This window comes from Chryseobacterium sp. VAUSW3 (genome assembly GCF_002205795.1).
GTDB classification, from domain to species: Bacteria; Bacteroidota; Bacteroidia; order Flavobacteriales; family Weeksellaceae; genus Kaistella; species Kaistella yananensis.
This window is the reverse complement of record NZ_NIUY01000002.1, coordinates 558,582-575,366: the sequence shown is the minus strand read 5'-3', so window position 1 is coordinate 575,366 and position 16,785 is coordinate 558,582. Positions and strand designations below refer to the sequence as shown.

17 protein-coding genes are annotated in these 16,785 nt (G+C 41.4%); 8 read left to right on the top strand and 9 right to left on the bottom strand.

The window, feature by feature from the left end; genetic code table 11:
- Positions 1–56: 56 nt before the first annotated feature.
- Positions 57–899, bottom strand: a complete 843-nt coding sequence (locus CDW55_RS07910; protein ID WP_088469206.1) for an isoaspartyl peptidase/L-asparaginase — start codon at positions 897–899, stop codon at positions 57–59.
- 74 nt (positions 900–973) lie between these two features.
- Positions 974–1,861 carry a cyanophycinase gene (locus tag CDW55_RS07905; protein WP_088469205.1) on the bottom strand — a complete coding sequence of 296 codons (888 nt, stop codon included), beginning with the start codon at positions 1,859–1,861 and terminating at the stop codon, positions 974–976.
- Positions 1,862–2,049: 188 nt separating this feature from the next.
- Here CDW55_RS07905 and cphA point away from each other — a divergent pair, with 188 nt between their 5' ends.
- Complete coding sequence (cphA, locus tag CDW55_RS07900; protein ID WP_088469204.1) at positions 2,050–4,680, top strand: cyanophycin synthetase; 2,631 nt, start codon at positions 2,050–2,052, stop codon at positions 4,678–4,680.
- Between the two features lie 71 nt (positions 4,681–4,751).
- Here cphA and CDW55_RS07895 read toward each other — a convergent pair whose 3' ends face one another.
- The 5 genes from CDW55_RS07895 to CDW55_RS07870 form a co-directional block, all read right to left on the bottom strand.
- Entirely contained in the window at positions 4,752–5,390 is a 639-nt protein-coding gene (locus CDW55_RS07895; RefSeq protein ID WP_088469203.1) for a hypothetical protein, read from the bottom strand.
- A 22-nt stretch (positions 5,391–5,412) separates the two neighbouring features.
- A complete protein-coding gene (locus CDW55_RS07890; protein WP_088469202.1) occupies positions 5,413–5,823 on the bottom strand; it encodes a hypothetical protein in 411 nt (136 codons plus the stop codon).
- A 944-nt stretch (positions 5,824–6,767) separates the two neighbouring features.
- Positions 6,768–7,247: a hypothetical protein gene (locus CDW55_RS07880; RefSeq protein ID WP_088469200.1), complete on the bottom strand. Its 480-nt coding sequence runs from the start codon at positions 7,245–7,247 to the stop codon at positions 6,768–6,770.
- Between the two features lie 165 nt (positions 7,248–7,412).
- The gene (def, locus tag CDW55_RS07875; RefSeq protein ID WP_073582486.1) at positions 7,413–7,994 is read right to left on the bottom strand and encodes a peptide deformylase; all 582 of its coding nucleotides are present in this window, start codon (positions 7,992–7,994) and stop codon (positions 7,413–7,415) included.
- Between the two features lie 58 nt (positions 7,995–8,052).
- The gene (locus tag CDW55_RS07870; protein ID WP_073583490.1) at positions 8,053–8,619 is read right to left on the bottom strand and encodes a Crp/Fnr family transcriptional regulator; all 567 of its coding nucleotides are present in this window, start codon (positions 8,617–8,619) and stop codon (positions 8,053–8,055) included.
- An 829-nt stretch (positions 8,620–9,448) separates the two neighbouring features.
- On the opposite strand from CDW55_RS07870, the gene dnaX reads away from it, so the two are divergent.
- The 6 genes from dnaX to CDW55_RS07840 all read left to right on the top strand — a co-directional run bounded on the left by dnaX (position 9,449) and on the right by CDW55_RS07840 (position 14,106).
- Positions 9,449–10,534 (top strand): DNA polymerase III subunit gamma/tau, encoded by a 1,086-nt coding sequence (dnaX, locus tag CDW55_RS07865; RefSeq protein WP_088469199.1) that lies wholly within the window; start codon positions 9,449–9,451, stop codon positions 10,532–10,534.
- 167 nt (positions 10,535–10,701) lie between these two features.
- The gene (locus tag CDW55_RS07860; RefSeq protein WP_228399626.1) at positions 10,702–11,127 is read left to right on the top strand and encodes a hypothetical protein; all 426 of its coding nucleotides are present in this window, start codon (positions 10,702–10,704) and stop codon (positions 11,125–11,127) included.
- A gap of 44 nt (positions 11,128–11,171) precedes the next feature.
- Positions 11,172–12,239: a chorismate mutase gene (locus CDW55_RS07855; protein ID WP_088469198.1), complete on the top strand. Its 1,068-nt coding sequence runs from the start codon at positions 11,172–11,174 to the stop codon at positions 12,237–12,239.
- Positions 12,240–12,242: 3 nt separating this feature from the next.
- Positions 12,243–12,422 (top strand): hypothetical protein, encoded by a 180-nt coding sequence (locus CDW55_RS12420; protein ID WP_143332945.1) that lies wholly within the window; start codon positions 12,243–12,245, stop codon positions 12,420–12,422.
- Between the two features lie 162 nt (positions 12,423–12,584).
- Positions 12,585–13,511, top strand: coding sequence for a ribosome small subunit-dependent GTPase A (rsgA, locus tag CDW55_RS07845; protein ID WP_088469196.1), 927 nt, complete (start codon positions 12,585–12,587; stop codon positions 13,509–13,511).
- Positions 13,512–13,686: 175 nt separating this feature from the next.
- A complete protein-coding gene (locus tag CDW55_RS07840; protein ID WP_088469195.1) occupies positions 13,687–14,106 on the top strand; it encodes a nucleoside-diphosphate kinase in 420 nt (139 codons plus the stop codon).
- Between the two features lie 79 nt (positions 14,107–14,185).
- Here the strand turns inward: CDW55_RS07840 and rpe are convergent, their stop codons facing one another.
- Positions 14,186–14,836: a ribulose-phosphate 3-epimerase gene (rpe, locus tag CDW55_RS07835; protein WP_088469194.1), complete on the bottom strand. Its 651-nt coding sequence runs from the start codon at positions 14,834–14,836 to the stop codon at positions 14,186–14,188.
- A 74-nt stretch (positions 14,837–14,910) separates the two neighbouring features.
- Complete coding sequence (locus CDW55_RS07830; protein ID WP_088469193.1) at positions 14,911–15,987, bottom strand: M42 family metallopeptidase; 1,077 nt, start codon at positions 15,985–15,987, stop codon at positions 14,911–14,913.
- A gap of 57 nt (positions 15,988–16,044) precedes the next feature.
- Between CDW55_RS07830 and CDW55_RS07825 the strand changes: the two genes are divergently transcribed.
- Positions 16,045–16,752 carry a DUF4294 domain-containing protein gene (locus CDW55_RS07825; protein ID WP_088469192.1) on the top strand — a complete coding sequence of 236 codons (708 nt, stop codon included), beginning with the start codon at positions 16,045–16,047 and terminating at the stop codon, positions 16,750–16,752.
- Positions 16,753–16,785 lie beyond the last annotated feature (33 nt).

Sequence of the window (16,785 nt, the reverse complement as noted above, 5' to 3'; positions counted from 1 at the left end):
AGTAATAATTTAATACGAAGAGAAACTGTCCCGGAAATGGGACAGTTTTTTTTACTTTAATCGAAGACCTCGAACGTTGATCCGTCGAAACTGGCAAAAACCATGGTTGGATGCGAATCCCGGTGAAAGAAGTTTCCGTTTCGGTCGATGGCGATGGCTCCGGCAAACCCGTCGATTTCTTTTAATTCAGCAAAAGTCTTTTCAAAAGCCTCTTCAAGATTCATTCCGTCAGTGACGCGGGTTACAATCTTCGCGGCAGTGGCATTGCTCACGATATCTTCACCAACTCCGGTACAGCTTACCGCGCAGTATCTGTTGGCATAATTACCGGCTACCGTTGCAGAATCGGAAATTCGGCCAACGATTTCAAAACCTTTGCCTCCCGTGGACGTTGCTGCTGCCAAATGACCATTTCGGTCGAGTGCCACGCAGCCAACAGTGCCCTTCCCGCCGTTTTTCACTTTCGCTTCATATTCTTTTCTGCGTTGTGGAATTTCAGTAGAGTAGTCCTCAAATCCATTGGCAGTAGCGTAAGTTTTTGCTCCGTTTCCACCCAAAACCCGATCGTTTTCTTTCATCAGAACCCTGGCGACCTGAATCGGATTTTTTACATTTTCAATATTGATAACGCCGGAGAACTTCTGGTTTTCACCGTTCATCAACGACGCACTCATCCTGATTTTCCCGTCGCTCTGGATTTGTGATCCGGTTCCGGCGTTATACAGCGTATCATCCTCCAGCAAAGAGACTGCATATACTGCAGTCTCCTCTGCTGTATGGCTCTGCAAATAGTCAAAAGCCTTGGCAGCAATGGCTTTGAGTGAATTTTGTTTGGCCACTTTTACTTCGTGGCTTTGGTCGCTTTCGGAGAAGAAGCCGCCGTGGATGATGATTTTCATGTATTTCTGAATAGGATGTTAATAGCTTGCAAAAGCAGGATAGCGGAGCGAACGTAATTAAAAATTTAAATTCCTTAACGTTCCTGTGGGATTGGGCTGTACTGCGAGTTCACGATGGTGAGTTCTTTCGTCTTCAGATCGAAATAATCATTCTGGGACATCACATGAACCGTTAGATTATCAATGGAAATCGGTTGCCCCAGGTCGATCTTGGTAAGATTAGTATCTTTAATGAATCTGCCGTCCACCAGAATCACAAGCCCGGACCCAATAGCCGTCATCGTATCGCCGTGAATAAAGAGTCCGGTATCTTCTCCCAGACCAATTCCCAGGGTGCGTGGGTTGTTTACCACGGCCTGAAAAAGTCTGCCGATTCTGCCTCTTTGAACAAAATGTGTATCGACAATAACATTTTCGATAAATCCTAAACCCTGGGTAGTTTTAATTTCACCTTTCAGAAGCGCTTCACTGCTCGAACCCTGATAAATCATGTTTTCAGAAGCTGCTGCAGCGCCTGCCGAAGTTCCGGCATAGATAAAATCCTGCTCTTGGTATTTGAGGAGAATAGCGTCATGGAATCTTGTCCCTCCAAGAATCGAAGTCAGCCTCAGCTGGTCGCCTCCGGTAAACATCACCACATCGGCAGCGTTGGCACGTGCCACGATAGCATCGCTGTTAGCCTGTTCCCGGTTCTGGATATCGAGGATATTAACGGTTTTCGAACCTAAAAATTCGAATGCTTTTTTATATTCTGGGCCCACAATCTGTGGAATTTGAGAAGCTGTGGTGATGATCTCGATCACCGAATCCTCTTTCAGCCGTGACTCGTTGATGATTTTCCTGAGGATGCCTCTTTCAAAAAAGTTGAGGTTTTTTTCTACATTCTGGTCGTAATCGGTTTCTGCAAAACTGCCTTTATTTACGGCTCCACCGATAATCATTAATTTTCCAACTGGTCTCATAGGATGCAAATTTAAAAAAAATAATCAGAGGCTTAGGCGCTAAATCAAATAAAAATAATACTGAATCACTGATATTTACGCTGTTTATTTATTAATAATTCAGAGTCTGTGTAAAAAATTATGCCGAATTATACTGTTTTTCAATTATCTTTGGTTTTCATACATCAGTCACCTTACACATTTACGTTATGAAAATTGAAAAAATACAGGTTCTAAAAGGCCCGAATATTTGGAGCATCCGCAGAAAAAAACTCATCCAGATGCGGCTGGATCTGGAAGAAGTAGAGCATTTGCCCACCAATAAAATTGAAGGCTTCCGTACGAGGCTCGAAAAACTGATTCCTTCCTTAATCACACACCGCTGTTCCGAAGGGGTCGAAGGAGGCTTCTTTCAGCGGGTGGAAATGGGCACTTGGATGGGCCATGTCATCGAACACATCGCACTGGAGATTCAGACCCTTGCCGGGATGGATACCGGTTTCGGCCGTACCAGGGAAACCAAAACCCCGGGCATCTATAATGTTGTTTTCAGTTATCTGGAAGAAAATTCCGGAGTTTATGCCGCAGAACAGTCCGTGGAAATCGCACGATGTATCATCGAAGCACGAGATTACGATATTGAAGCCTGCATTCAGCAACTCCGCGAAATCCGGGAGCGCGAAAGACTCGGGCCTTCTACCGGAAGTATTGTTGAAGAAGCCGCTGCCAGAAACATTCCGTGGATCCGCCTTGGCCGCAACTCTTTGGTGCAGCTGGGCTATGGCGTCAACCAGCAGCGATTCCAGGCAACAATTACCGGGAAAACCTCATCCATTGCTGTAGACATTGCCTGTAATAAAGAACTTACTAAAAAAATGCTCGATGAGGCCGCTATTCCTGTGCCTTCCGGCGATCTGGTGACAGAACCTGAAGAACTCGAAAGGGTGATCCGCAAAATTGGATATCCGATTGTACTGAAACCCCTGGATGGTAATCACGGCAAAGGATCATCCATCAATGTCAACGACCTCGAAACGGCCAAAATCGGTCTGCAGCATGCGCAAAAGTACTCCAGCAGGGTAATTGTTGAGAAATACATTACCGGTTATGATTTCCGCGTGCTGGTTATCAACCACAAAATGGTGGCGGCAGCGCGCCGGGTGCCTGCACATATTGTAGGCGATGGAGAACTCAATATCCGCCAGCTCATCGATAAAGAAAATCTTGATCCCAGAAGAGGCTACGGGCATGAAAATGTGCTTACTGAAATTCTCGTCGACAAAGACACGAATGAACTTCTTGAAAAACTGAATTATACCCTCGACACCATCCCGCAGAAAGGTGAGGTGGTATATCTTAAATCTACCGCTAACCTTTCTACAGGCGGTACTTCCATCGATGTTACAGATATGATTCACCCCGAGAACGTTACCATGTGCGAACGCATTTCCAAGATTGTTGGTCTTGATGTATGTGGAATTGATATCATGGCAGAAAACCTTACACAGCCGCTCAAGGAAAGCGGTGGCGCGATTCTGGAAGTGAACGCTGCTCCCGGATTCCGCATGCATTTGGCACCAAGCGAAGGACTGCCAAGGAACGTAGCCGCGCCGGTAGTCGATATGCTTTATCCTCAGGGCAAACCTTTCAGGATTCCTATTATTGCGGTAACCGGAACCAACGGAAAAACCACCACCACAAGACTCATTGCCCATATCGTGAAAAATAACGGCTACAGAGTAGGCTTTACCACCTCTGACGGGATTTACATCCAGAATACCATGCTTACCAAGGGCGATACTACAGGACCAATTTCCGCAGAATTTGTCCTTAAAGATCCTACCGTTGAATTTGCCGTACTGGAAACTGCCCGTGGTGGAATTCTACGCTCGGGTCTGGGATTCAGTTCCTGCGATATTGGCGTACTGACCAACATTAAAGAAGATCATCTGGGTCTCAATGATATTCACAACCTGAAAGATTTAACACGCGTTAAAAGGGTAGTGCTCGACTCCGTAAAGAAAGGCGGCTGGAGTGTCCTGAATGCTGACGATGAATATTCCATGAGGCTGATGCCCGATCTGGATTCTAAGGTCGCCATCTTCAGTCTCGATGAGAATAATCCTCACATTAAGAAATTCGCCAAAGAAGGGAAAGTAACCTGTGTGTACGAAGAAGGCTTCATCACCATTAAAAAAGGCGACTGGAAGATCCGCATCGTAAAGGCAATTAATGTCCCGATCACCATGGAAGGGAAGGCAAGATTCATGATTTCTAATGTCCTGGCGGCAAGTTTGGCGGCTTATCTCCACGGTTTTGGGATCGAGGACATTGCCAATTCACTCCGTACCTTTATTCCAAGTCCTGCGCTTACGCCGGGAAGGCTTAATATCTTTAAATTTAAGAAATTCAAGGTCCTCATCGACTTTGCCCATAATCCTGCAGGTTACGAGGCTATTGAAGATTACCTTAAAAATGTTGATTCGCCAAAGAAGATTGGAATCATTTCCGGAGTCGGAGACCGCCGCGACGGCGATATCCGCGAGTGCGGCAGAATTGCAGGCCGCATGTTCGACCATATCATCATCCGAAACGAAAAGCACCTTCGCGGCAGGACCGAAGAGGAAATCAACGCTTTGGTGATCGACGGGATGCAGAGTTCGGGTAAGGATGTAAGCTACGAAATCATTCCAAAAGAAATCGATGCGCTGAAACACGCCATTAGCCTCGCCGAAGAAAACACCTTTATCACGGCCCTGAGCGACGTCATCTCAAACGCGATCGACCTCGTGCAGGAATACCAGCACAAAGAAATTCTGGAAGAAGGCAATACGCTTTAAGAATTCGTTTTAAAATAGAAATCCCTTCATTTGAAGGGATTTTTTATGGATATATGTGTAATTCCTGATTATTAATTACTCTTTTTCTTTTTGTAAAATAAAATGAAAATAATAAAGGTTAAAAGGTATAAAGCTGAAAGAGAAGCAATATAGATTTTCTGTTTTCGGTGTTGTTCCGAGAGTTGCGCATTTTCAATCATAAGTTGCTTTAATACTTTATCCGGAGCCGTAAGCAGGTCCTCATTAGATAATTCAAAGTTGTTCTGTGTTGAAATTTCTTTAGCTAAGTTGTTCTTCAGTTGCTCCAAAAGTGCAAACTCACTTTCGCTTAATTGAGATATTTCCTGTGTTGCATAGCAAAATGAAGAGTAAAAGAAGGTGGTATCCGGTTCTACATTGGCAAAAATCAGAAACTTACCTTTCTCTTTAAAAATGATATCACAGGAATTGAACTGCTGTCCGAATAATGTAATTTCTTTACTCCTGAAGTCAGGCGCAGACGATTTGTAAACTTTTTCTATTCTTGCTTTCGCCAAAGAGTTTTCAACCTCCCAATATCCCGTTTTGTAGGTTGTATTTACATCATATATATCAACGGTAAATACAAAATCTGCTGATTCAAAAGAGTTCTTGATCGTAGGAGTGTCACACTTACAGGCCGGAATGTTGATGGATGTCAGGAGTGAAAAAAGTAGTAAAAGATATTTCATTGTGTATTTCCTAATGAAACTGTTATAACCCCTCCAATATACCGCCTGCCAAATCTCCGATTCCTTCTAAAATGCCGCAGAATAGATCCCCGAAATCCAGCCAAGAACCATCAATGTCTATATCCGGCAGTACGAACCAGTCGGATTCTGCAGACGACGATAATCCATTAAGCATTTCAGTTTTCATTTCAGTGTAATCACAGATTTCGCCTGTGGCTTCATGATACTCATCAAAATCCTCATGTGAAGAAAATGTGCTCATTGCCCAGCAGGAAAAATCCAAACCGTCATACCACTTGCTTTTCCGGTGAGCTTTTTTCACTTCTTCGGGCTTGTAATACTTTTTCTTTCCGTAATCGGTGATCAGGATCTTGCCGATGTCTTCGATATATTTTTTCTTATCAGCAGGTGCAGGTGCGCAGGATGTTCCCATAATATTTTGGTGAGTGATGTTTTAAATTTTTGAGGGCTTATTTTTCAAAATATTCAGCAAATTAAAAATCTGCCACATTAAGACAATAATTATTTCGGGAACAATTATGGGGAAACTTAGGTCATAAAATATCCTTTTGTATCCAAACTTGAAAAAAAGATAATTTGTCAACGGAAAAAGTAGAGTTAATAGAATCAAGTAAACAGAATATTTTTTTAAATCAGTTTTACTTTTGAATGTCTTATTGTGATTTATGACGCTTAAAATTCCGCCCAACAATGACGCAATAAAAACTGAAATCCAATAAGAAGATTGATGCTCCAAACTCCTTATAAAAAATAGTTTAGTGAAAATTGATATTAATAAAAATCCTAGAACCCATTCAGAAATTAGATACCAAATTTGTTTTTTTTCCAAAAATTTACTCTCGTAAGAATTCACAACTGCAAAATTTAGACACGATAATGATAAAAGAAAGTTGAGAGGAATTCCAAAGATATTTTTAAAAAAAAATAATTTATGAATACAGTAAAATAAGACTAGATTTGAAATAGTCAAGTAAAAAATCTTTAAAAATTTATGGGTATTCAATTTTTCGTGGACTTTCATAAAGGGTTACAGATAACGAAAAAGTATTTGCGAAGAACGGGCAACTAAAAACCAAAAGTAATAAGTGAAGCCGCCTGGAGAAAAATGCTTTTTCGGATTTCTAATTTACTAAAAATTGAAATATGAAAAGCATTTTTGCGGATATTAAAAACTAAATTCTCAAAGTAAAATTTTAACCCCGTTTTTTGCAAATACACTGTTCAAGTGGGGAGGAAAAGCCACCGGAGGTTCCGTTCAACAGGCTTTCATTTCTTGTCTTGCAGACAAAACGAAAGCTTGGTTATTATGCGAAGGCAAATTTTATTTTAGTTTGAAATTTTTACCGTCAATTCCTTTTATTGTATCATTTTTAGGTATTCTTCATTTCTATTTTTTAGAAGAATTTTATCATTTTGCAGTTCTATGTCACCTGCAATAATATTAGTTTCATTGGTATTTATGTCAGTTTTAAAAATGGTAAAGTTATTTTTTTTCTTATCCACAAAAACTGAAAATTTTGACCCCTTATATTTAAAACTTCCACCTGAAAAATTTTCCTGCCTGAAGGTTTTGTGCGCTTTGCTAAAGACAAGGAGAAGAATAATCGGTGCTAAAATGATATTCGCCAAGAAAGCATTTTTAAATTTTGTTTTCTTTGTGAAATAAAGAATTCCGCAGATAATCACGTTGATTATTACTGTAATAATGATAAGATTCTGTGCCGTAATCAAATCAGGATTTGAATATAATTTTGGCAAATAATAATAACGAACCAAAAACCAAAATATAATTATTTCTAAAATTACAATCAGTAAAATCTTTTCTATTGTTTTCATTTTTGCGGAGTCTGAATTGCTTTCGCATAACGGTCAAGTGTATGAGCAGTAGCGGGTTTTGTACGCTTACTGTTCAGTTTAGCACAAAGATAGCTAAAAGGCAAAAACTTTGGTTTTGGCACTTTCCCCGCTATTGCTTATACACATTGTTAGGTGCTGGCATTTTTACACGAATTTTATTGGATATTTCGTCTTTATCTGTCCTTTTGCAATCTTTTTAAGTTTGGATTCCATCAGCCTTCTGGTCAATGGTTTTAGATAGTCAAGATACAAAATTCCTTCTGTGTGGTCGTATTCGTGCTGTATCATTCTTGCGGTCGTTCCGCTAAATGTCTTTGTTTGAAAGTCAAAATCTTTGTTGTAATATTCTATACTAATCGTCCAAGGTCTTTTTACTTTTTGCGATAAATTTGGGATACTTAAACAGCCTTCTTCGTCTTCCCAAAGCTCTGCGGAACGTTCAATGATTTTTGCGTTGATAAAAGTTTCCATTATTCCTTTGTCGTCTTTGTCAAAATAGATTTCCCTGTCCGCTTCGTCAAGATTTTCAAAAGTTGTTTTACTGTCCACTACAAAAAGTCTTATCGGAAGTCCGATTTGTGGCGAAGCCAATCCGCAACCATTGGCGTTTTTCATTGTTTCCCACATATCGGCTATTAGCTTGTCCAACTCGGGATAATTCTTTTCGATGTCGTTGCACTTTTGTTTTAAAATGCTGTGTCCGTATGCTAAAATAGGTCGTTTCATTCCTTTGCTTTTTATCGCAAAGTTCCAAAGAATGAACAAGGTTGGCAATGAACCTATGTTAAGTAATCTGTCTGCGAATACGGCTCAAGCCCTGTGGCGTTATTCCGATGTAGGAAGCCACGTATTTTAGCGGAATGAATTTTAAAATGTCGGGCTGTTCGCTGAACAGTCTTAAATAACGCTCTTTCGCATTGTATTTAAGCAAGGACAGTTCACGTTTGCTTTTAGCCAAAAACAATTTTTCGGAAGCGAAGCGTCCTAAATAATTCCCAACTTTGGTCTGGGCATACACTTTTTGCAAATCGTCAAAGGAAATTTGCCAAACAACGGTTTCCGTCAATGCCTGTAATTCGTATTCGGACGGTGTTTGCGTGAGAAAAGAGTCGTAAGCACAGGTAAATTCTTTGTCGAAACTGAAATTAAAAGTCAGTTCGTTTTCATCATCGGGAATGTAAAACCGAACGATGCCCGTTTCAACGAATGAAAGGTAATTTTCCGTTTCGCCCTGCCGTGTGATGATTTGGTTTTTGGCAAACACCTTTCTGTCAAAATGTGAAGCTATAAATTCCCATTCCGATTCTTGTAGCTTTACGATTCTTTCATAGTATTCTCTTATGTGTCCCATTTTTGACGGTTTTTGTCCTGCTTGCACCTAACTTACTTATATGTATCACTCCGTAATACAAACATCCCAAAATTTGTAGATGTTGGTATCACGTTTATGATATATATGTATTCAAATATAATAAATGTATTGGATAATTACTTTTGTTTCCTCAAACTTTTGCTACTTACATGGTACTGTTGATAATAAATGCGCAGTAAATAAGGCATATAACTACAACTGTACATTTAACTGAGCATCGTTTTAAAATTAAGATGGGCGTTCCGCATCAGTTTTTATCTCAAAACAGTGGTAACTCAAACTTCTCTCTAATATCAATTATAGAATCTACTTCCGCCATACTTTACTTTTCCATCAAATAAAATAAAATCAGCGTATACAGTTGCAGGACTCACCATTTATCATTAAATTTACAACACATTACAAATCAGAACGTTATTGCCCGATTCAAATTACCGATAATCATTTTTTTACCTGATTAATTTCTTTGTAACCCCTTTTCACAAGCAGATACCAAAGGTTGAGCCGTAGTTGCGCCATACTTGCGTCATACCATCGTGCAGGAAAAGTAAGGTATTCTTAACGTCTCCCTGTACATTTCTTCAAGTCTTATCCGAGTCTTGTTCGGATCTCCTTCCCAAAAAGGGGTTGTTTTGGGAATCATTTCCAAAGGAATCTACACCTTGTGCGTTTTTAATGTGATAGGTATTGAGGAGTGAGGGATTCGGTGTATTTCTTTTAAGTTATTGATGCAGAATTAAACCATAAAACCCTCACTAATTTTCTCACAATTATTTTATCATCTCAATAATTTCCTTATTTTTGACCAATGGAAAATTTCGTGGTTTCTGCAAGAAAATACCGCCCTCAGGAGTTCGATACTGTGGTAGGGCAGGCGCATATTACAGATACACTGGAGCATGCTATTCACGAAAACCAGCTCGCACAGGCACTCCTGTTCTGTGGTCCGCGTGGAGTAGGTAAAACGACCTGCGCCAGGATCCTCGCCCGTAAAATCAACGAAAGAGACGGTTCTACCTCCGAAGACGGCTTTGCCTACAACATATTCGAACTGGATGCTGCGTCCAACAACTCCGTTGAAGACATTCGCGAACTCACCGACCAGGTACGCTTTGCACCTCAGGTAGGGAAGTACAAGATTTATATCATTGACGAGGTGCACATGCTCTCCTCAGCGGCGTTTAATGCCTTCCTTAAAACACTGGAAGAACCGCCTGCGCATGCCATCTTTATTCTCGCCACCACCGAGAAACACAAGATTATTCCTACCATCCTTTCACGTTGCCAGATTTACGATTTCAAACGGATTACCATTGAAGACATCCAAAGTCATCTTAGGAATATTGCGGCTAAGGAAGGTATCGCCTTCGAAGACGACGCACTTTACCTCATTGCCCAAAAGGCTGATGGTGCGCTGCGTGATGCACTTTCCATCTTCGACAGACTTTCAACCTTTACCCAGAAGAACATCACTTTGGCCAAAGCCGCCGAAGTCCTCAATATCCTCGATTACGACCAGTACCTGAATATTGTGGAACTGGCGCACGAAAACAGAATTCCCGATGTGCTTTTCGCATTCAATGAGATCGTGAAAAAAGGCTTCGATCCCCACATCTTCATCGCAGGATTGGGCAGCCATTTCCGCGACCTTATGATGGCGCAGAATCCCCATACTCTGAACCTCATCGAAGTTGGCGAGAAGACCAAAGCAAGATTCTCCGAACAGAGCAAAAAATGGAATGCCCAGCAGCTTATCGACGCCATTGAAATCTGCAACCATGCAGACATCAATTATAAGAATTCCAAGAATCCACGGCTTACGGTAGAGATTGCTTTAATGCAGCTTTCGTCCCTCACGGCGAACGGTGCCGAGCCTAAAAAAAAAAGTATCTGATATTAGCGCCGCTTCTTAAAACTGCGTTATCAGTTCCACAAACCCCCAAACCTGAAACCAAAACACCCGTTGCTGCAGAGCTTCCCCAGAAGGAAGAACCTGTAGTTCAAAAGACAGCGGCACCCATTGCGGCGCGCAAGGTTTCTTCTAAATTCAGCATCACTGCCGTGTTACAGCAGACCGAAGAAAAGGAAGAAGCAACAGAAACCACGGCAAAGGAGCATCTGCCAAGCAATCACTTCACCGAAACCGATCTCCGCACCGAGTGGCAGAAGTTCCTCACAGAACTTAAGAAAAGAGATATCATCATCTACAGCGCCATAAGTTCTTTCATCCTGCAGAAAAAGGACGAAAACACCATTGAAATCACCTATCCATCAGATTCTGCAAAAAGTGAGTTCGAGAAGGTACGGGCAGATTTCTTTAACCATTTTATGCACAAAGTAAGTCATTTCAATATCGCAGTTGAGTACAAGAACGATGTTACCCTGAAAAAAGAAATCATGACAAAACGGAAGATTTTTGATAAATTTGCAGAAATCAATCCTGTTTTAAAAGAACTCGACGAAATCTTTAAGTTTGATTTGAGCTAAAATAATCAAAACAATGCCAATGAAATTTGGCTTTTTACCATAACATGAATTTAAAAGAACTGAAGAACAACTGGGTAAAAGATTTTGCCTCTCCCTTAATTATTGCCGGCCCCTGCAGTGCAGAAAGCGAATCGCAGATGCTGGAAACCGCTAAAAGGATAAAAGAATCCACAGACGCCGTCTCTATTTTCCGTGCCGGAATCTGGAAGCCGCGAACAAAACCCAACGGGTTCGAAGGCGTAGGAGTCATCGGTCTCAACTGGCTGAAGAAAGTAAAAGAAGAATACGGCTTCAGAACCGCTACCGAAGTAGCCAATGCCCACCATGTGGCAGCCGCTCTGGAAGCTGACGTCGACACCCTGTGGATTGGCGCGCGTTCTACCGTAAACCCTTTCACCGTACAGGAAATCGCCGAAGCCCTCAAAGGAACCGATAAGCCCGTCTTCGTAAAAAACCCTGTGAACCCTGATCTTGCCTTGTGGATTGGCGCTCTGGAAAGACTTCTGGGCCAGGATGTAAAGAACTTAGGCGTTATTCACCGTGGCTTTTCAACCTACCAGAAAACCAAATACCGCAATATCCCAAACTGGCAGATTGCGCTGGATTTCAAGCAGCAGTTTCCCAACATCCCGATGCTGGTAGACCCTTCGCATATCTGCGGCAACAGAACCGGTTTGGCGGGGATCGCCCAGGAAGCCCTGAACGTTGGCTACGAAGGCATGATCATAGAAACCCACGGCAATCCCGACGATGCCTGGAGTGACGCTTCACAGCAGATTACCCCGGAAGTGCTTGCAGAATTGATCGGGAATTTACAGATTAGAAATTCCGATATCTCTGCATTCGATGATGAAATGGGCCGTCACCGTACCCTTATTTCTGACCTCGATTTCCAGCTGATTGAAATTCTTTCCCACAGGATGAAAATCTCAGAAAAGATCGGTATGCTCAAGAAAGAAAACAATATTGCCATCTTTCAACCGGAGCGTTGGAAAATCATCACCGAATACGCAACCCAGAAAGCTGATGAAACCGGAATGTCGCCCGATTTCATAGAGAAAGTCTTTAAAGCAATTCATGAAGAGTCAATTGAAATCCAGAATAACATCTAACAGATGAGCGACTTTAAATTATTGAGTGATGTATTATTGGAAGCGTTCAGAAATGAACTTAGCGACCAGCTGCTCTATTCAATAAATGAAGCCGGTGATACTGAAATTGAAGTTGGTTATTTTGATTTTTATAATGCAGCAGCGCGGGCTTGTGGAAAAGTGGTTTTTAGTAGCCCATTTTAAAGAAAAAGGATTTGCTCTTCAGACCGAAAAAAGCTATTACCAAAATCTTCAGGACTACTATAACAATCTGAGAAACACAGGATTTGAATATGAGGATACTGATTTCTCAAAAGCCATAAATTTTATGCTAATGTCATCAAATACGATAATCATTAATAACAAATGAAAGGTCTTGTCACCAAATCTACCGGAAGTTGGTACCAGGTTCTGGATCAGGGAACAGGAAGGTTTTTTGAAGCCAGGATACGTGGCAAATTCAAGCTGATTAAAACCCGGCTTACCAATCCGCTGGCGGTAGGAGATAAGGTAGAATTTTCTTTGGAACAGGATGATGTCGCCTGGATCACGAGGATTGAACCCAGAAAGAATTATCTCATCAGAAAATCGGTGAACCTTTCGAAAGAAGCGCACATCATCGCCTCAAACATCGATGTAGCCTGCTTTATCTACACCCTGATACATCCAGAAACTTCACTGGGCTTCCTCGACAGGTTTTTGGCCTGCTGTGAAGCCTACAACATCAAGCCGCTGATCCTCTTCAATAAAATGGATATCCTAAATGATGCTGCCCGCGAGCTGGTGGAAGAAACAGAAGCGCTGTATCAGAATATCGGTTACCAGACTTTGGAGATTTCATCTTACTCAAAACTTAATCTGGACACGCTTCAGGATATCATAAAAGACCAGGTTTCTGTGTTTTTTGGCCATTCTGGAAGCGGGAAATCTACACTTGTCAACGCCCTGCAACCGGATCTTAATCTGAAAACATCAGAAATATCATCATCTCAACTCAAAGGAAAACACACTACTACATTTGCACAGATGCATTTCTGGGAATTTGGGGGCAGTGTAATCGACACGCCTGGTGTAAGAGAATTTGCGATGATTGATGTACAGAAGGAAGAAATTCAGCATTATTTCCCGGAAATATTCCGTGTCGGAAGAGGATGTAAGTTCCACAACTGTATGCATATCAACGAACCCAAATGTGCGGTACTTCAGCAGCTTGAAACCGGAGCAATAGAGGAGACCCGCTACGCAACCTACCTGAAACTCATGGAAGAGGCAGAGGAAATCAATGCCCAATAAAAAACCCAGCCGAGGCTGGGTAAAAACTAATAACCATGAAAACTCAAATTAAACATGAGAATCGGAAATTAATTTACAACTTCCATGCCAAAATAAATTGGCTTCTCATGAAAGGAATTTTCGGTACAAATATATAAAAGTTTTTGTACTTTTGCGCCAGATAAAAACAAGATATATGTCAGGTAAAATTACATTCACCATGATTAAGCCGGATGCAGTAGCAGATGGTCACATTGGTGCTATTTTAGGGAAAATTGCAGAGTCAGGTTTCAAAATCAAAGCAATGAAACTTACACAGTTAACAGTTGCTGATGCTAAGAAATTCTACGAAGTTCACGCTGAAAGACCTTTTTATGGGGAATTGGTAGACTTCATGAGTTCAGGACCAATCGTTGCAGCAGTTCTTGAGAAAGATAATGCTGTAGAAAATTTCAGAACATTAATCGGTGCTACAAACCCTGCAGATGCTGCGGAAGGAACCATCAGAAAAATGTTTGCAAGAAGCGTAGGCGAAAATGCGGTACACGGTTCAGATTCTGACGAGAATGCTTTAATCGAAGCTAGTTTCCATTTTTCAGGAAGAGAGATTTTCTAAACCTGCAAAGTATACAACTGAAAAAGTCCCGGCTCGTGCGGGACTTTTTTATGCAGTGATGGTAAGTAAGGAACTGAACTTAGATCTTCAGAAGCTCAATCGTGCGCTCAGGACTTTCTGACGAGAACACTGCATTACCTGCAACCAAAACATCTGCACCTGCTTCAAATAACTTCGCAGCGTTTTCAAGGTTCACACCGCCGTCAACTTCAATAAGCGCGGTAGAGTTGTTTGATAGGATTAAATCTTTTGTTTCTGCTATCTTTTTGTAGGTGTTCTCAATGAATTTCTGTCCGCCAAATCCCGGGTTTACACTCATCAACAAAACCAGGTCAACATCAGCAATAATATCTTCCAGCATCAGAACGGGAGTAGCAGGATTCAGTACCACACCGGCTTTTGCCCCTTTGTCCTGAATTAAACTGATGGTGCGGTGCAGATGCGTGCAGGCTTCGTAATGCACAGAAACCAAATCGGCGCCCATACTGATGAATTCTTCAACGTACTTTTCCGGCTCCACAATCATCAGGTGCACATCGACAAACTTCCTGGTATGCTGCTGAATGGTTTTCATCACCGGAAACCCGAAAGAAATATTCGGTACAAATCTTCCGTCCATTACATCTACATGAAGCCAGTCGGCCTGCGAGTTATTCAGCATTTCGATATCACGCTGCAGGTTTCCGAAATCTGCTGAGAGTAGTGACGGAGCGATTAATTTTGTTTTCATATTACTTTTTTATTCTTTTACTTTTACCTTTTTACTTTTATTTTTTATCTTTTGCCTTTTCCCCTAACTCTTTCTTAGTGATATTTCAGATTCATGTCCGGTTTTATGTTCAGCAGCGTTTCATAAATCAGCTGAATGACATTGGATACATCTTCTTTAGAAACCATTTCTACGGTAGTGTGCATATATCTTAAAGGAAGTGAAATGAGTGCTGAAGGTACACCGCCGTTGGAATGAGCAAATGCGTCGGTATCTGTCCCTGTCGCCCGGCTTGCAGCTGCCCGCTGAAAAGGAATTTCCTTCTTTTTAGCGGTATCTACAATCAACTCCCTGATGACGTGATGTACACTTGGAGCAAAAAATACCACCGGTCCGTCGCCACATTTCTGGTCACCTTCTTTTTTCTTTTCAATCATCGGAGTGCTGGTATCGTGCGTAACATCGGTGATGATAGCAATGTTCGGTTTAATGGTATCTGCAATCATGTCTGCGCCATATAAACCAACTTCTTCCTGTACTGAATTGGTGATATAAAGTCCGAACGGGAGTTTCTTCTTGTTTTCTTTCAGCATTCTGGCAACTTCAGCAATCATAAATCCGCCAATTCGGTTATCTAATGCGCGGCAGACAAAATATTTGTCGTTCAGCTGGAAAAATTCATCCGGATAAGTAATCATGCACCCAACGAAAATGCCTAAATCTTCAACTTCTTTTTTGGAGGTCGCCCCACAATCAATAAAAATGTTTTCAAGTTTAGGGACGGGTTCATTGGAGTTTACTCCTCTGGTATGAATGGCTGGCCAGCCGAAAACTCCTTTTACAATGCCTTTTTCTCCGTGAATATTTACGACTTTCGATGGGGCGATCATCTGGTCCGAACCCCCGTTTCGGATCACGTAAATTAATCCGTCATCGGTGATATAGTTTACATACCACGAAATCTCGTCAGCATGAGCTTCAATAACCACCTTGAAATCGGCTTCAGGATTGATGATACCGTAACAGGTTCCGTAATGGTCGAACTCAATTTTATCAACATAAGGTTTAATGTAATTCATCCAGATTTTCTGGCCGTTATGTTCATAACCTGTAGGTGAGGCGATGTTTAAATATTCTTCTAAAAATTTTAATGATTTATTTTCAAATTGCATGGATAAAAGGAATGAAATTTGTTACTTTAAAGCTTGATTTTATACGAAGTAAAAATAATGAATTTTAACAAACCTGTCTTATTATTTCTGCTGTTTTTCGGACTTTATGCAAATGCTCAGCAGGATTCGGTTGTTATTGCGAAACCGATCAGCCAGTATCCCCCGGAATTGCTGAAAACAGACGAATACGGAAATAAATATTACTACGATGAGGCCCAAAAGGCCAAGATATACGAAATTGATGGTGAGAATGTGGTGGTGATGGATGAATTAGTCCTTTTCAACAAACCGAGATTCAATAACCAACTGGACCAGAACTACTATTTTTTCCTCAATAAAAAGCTCAACCGTGTTTATCCGCTGTTTTTAACTGCCTTGGAGCAGTACACCGATATTCAGGATGACATGAAAGCGCTGGACCGCAGAGATCAGAAGAAATATGTAAGTGAAAGACAGAATGCTTTGGCTTCCCAGTACGAAGCGCAACTGAGAGATTTAACGACCACGGAGGGAAGGGTTTTCGCAAAATTGATGAACCGTGCTACAGGAAAAACCGTATACGAAATTATTAAGGAACTGCGCGGAGGCTGGAGTGCCTTCTGGTGGAATGTAAAGGGAAATCTCGCGGATATAGAGCTTAAAGAACCATACGACCCTCACCGGAACCGTACCGATGAATTTCTGGAATCACTGCTCCAAAGCAACTGGAATGCCGGATACTTTCTTCCCTATCCCGGTTACCAAAAATTTAAAATTAAGAAATAATTTATGAGAAAAATTCTTTTCAATCTGGTGCTA